At 27.9% G+C, this 1,695-nt stretch carries 3 protein-coding genes; all 3 read left to right on the forward strand.

From position 1 onward, the window contains the following. Positions 1–576, forward strand: a 576-nt coding sequence (locus tag VK998_RS03665; RefSeq protein ID WP_325225601.1) for a 3D domain-containing protein, incomplete at its 5' end; no start/stop codon positions are given. Further along, positions 566–1,114, forward strand: coding sequence for a deoxynucleoside kinase (locus VK998_RS03670; protein ID WP_325225603.1), 549 nt, complete (start codon positions 566–568; stop codon positions 1,112–1,114). The genes VK998_RS03665 and VK998_RS03670, both read left to right, overlap by 11 nt. Before the next feature lies 1 nt (position 1,115). Then, a complete protein-coding gene (locus tag VK998_RS03675) occupies positions 1,116–1,298 on the forward strand; it encodes a hypothetical protein (RefSeq protein ID WP_325225606.1) in 183 nt (60 codons plus the stop codon). The last annotated feature ends 397 nt before the right edge of the window (positions 1,299–1,695 follow it).

Genomic DNA, 1,695 nt, shown 5'->3' on the forward strand with positions numbered 1-1,695 from the left:
CCGAACATTGAGGAAATGATGAAAATAGACAATGAAGTGACAGATGAAGATATGGACAATTGGGAAAGTTGGTCAAATTGGAAAACAATGAAAATAAAGCAAGAAGAAGAAAGAAAAGCTAAAGAAGAATTAGAAAGACTAGAAGAAGAAAAGATGAAAAAACAGTCAATAAAAGAAGAAACAGCTATTCAAAATAATAATAGTAATAGTAGTAATTCAGTAGTAATCAATCAGCCATCAAATGAAAGTGGATATGATTTAGGCAATTTCAATGTTAGCTTTTACACTGCCTATTGTGTAGGTTGTAGTGGGATAACAGCAACAGGTATAGATGTGAGGAACACTAATTATTATAATGGAATGCAAGTTATAGCAACTGATCCTAATGTTATACCATTGTATTCAATTGTAGAATTGCGTTTTTCAAATGGGAACACTGTAAAAGCTATCGCTATGGACACAGGTGGTGCTATCAAAGGCAATAGAATAGATTATCTAGTTTCTTCGACTAATGAAGCTATTTCAAATGGAAGGCAGACAGCTAGTGTAAAAATAATTAGAAAGGGTGGAGATTAATGATGGAGGAACTAGTGTCATGAGTAATATTATTTTATTTGGCAACGAACTTAATTTTAAGACAACAGTGGCAAAAAAATTAAAGAAACATTTGCCAGAGTATGAAATCGTAAAAGGATCTTCATTCAAATTAGCTAAGTCTAGTCAAGATGAGTTATTTGCTCATTTTCTTGACTTAGCACTTAAAGAAAATTTAATTATTGATCGTTATATTTGGTGCAACTTAGTATACGCTGATATTTACAAAGATTATTCCGTTATCAACAATAAGCAAAGAAATATGATTGAAAGCTTGTTGGAATTATTTGAAACTAAAATTTATTACTTATATGCAGATATAGATACATTAAAAAAACGATTAGAGAAACGTGGAGATGAATATGTTAGTCTTGATAAATTAGAATTGATTAATAGTAAATATGAAGATATACTAAGTAAAACGAATTTATCATACAAAAAAATAGATACAGGTATTATGAGTAGTGATGAAATAGTTAGTTATATTTTAAATGAAGTTGGTATTAATCGGGGTGATTAATATGAATAGAATAATTGTCGATGGTATTGAATTTATCAGTTTTCAAAACGCTGTAATGTATGTTGAACACAAGTATGGGTTTAGTGATGGATCATGGGATATGGTATTGGCAAATAAGTCTTTTCATGATTTATACGAATACTTATATGATGAAGATATTAAATCAGAGATTATCTATGAATAATTATTTGACTTATACATAAGAATAGTATTATAATAAATACAGTTAAATATAAAGAATAAATAATGATGAAAATGTATTATACATAATCAGAATAAGACACTATATGTAGTACTAAATTAAAATTCTAAGCACTATATGTAGTGTCTTATTTTAGATAAAATAGTGGTTTTATAATCTGATGAAAATTTAGTGATTTTTAGTTAAAAATGATTTAAGATGAGGTGATATTATGAATGGCAAAGCTAAATTCGATGTTAAATATGTTTTAGAAGAATTACGTAAAATCATTCCTAATGCAGAAGAAAATTTCAAAGTTCAGCCATATACAGCATTATGTGATTTATGGACATTAGAAGAAATTCACCATCTTAATACAGAGGATTTTATTGATGACTTT

This window comes from Schnuerera sp. (assembly GCF_035459645.1).
GTDB lineage: Bacteria > Bacillota > Clostridia > Tissierellales > Tepidimicrobiaceae > Schnuerera.

Coding starts and splice junctions, on each gene's coding strand:
- VK998_RS03675 (WP_325225606.1), top strand. CDS start 1,116: ATGAATAGAATAATTGTCGATGGTATTGAATTTATCAGTTTTCAAAAC.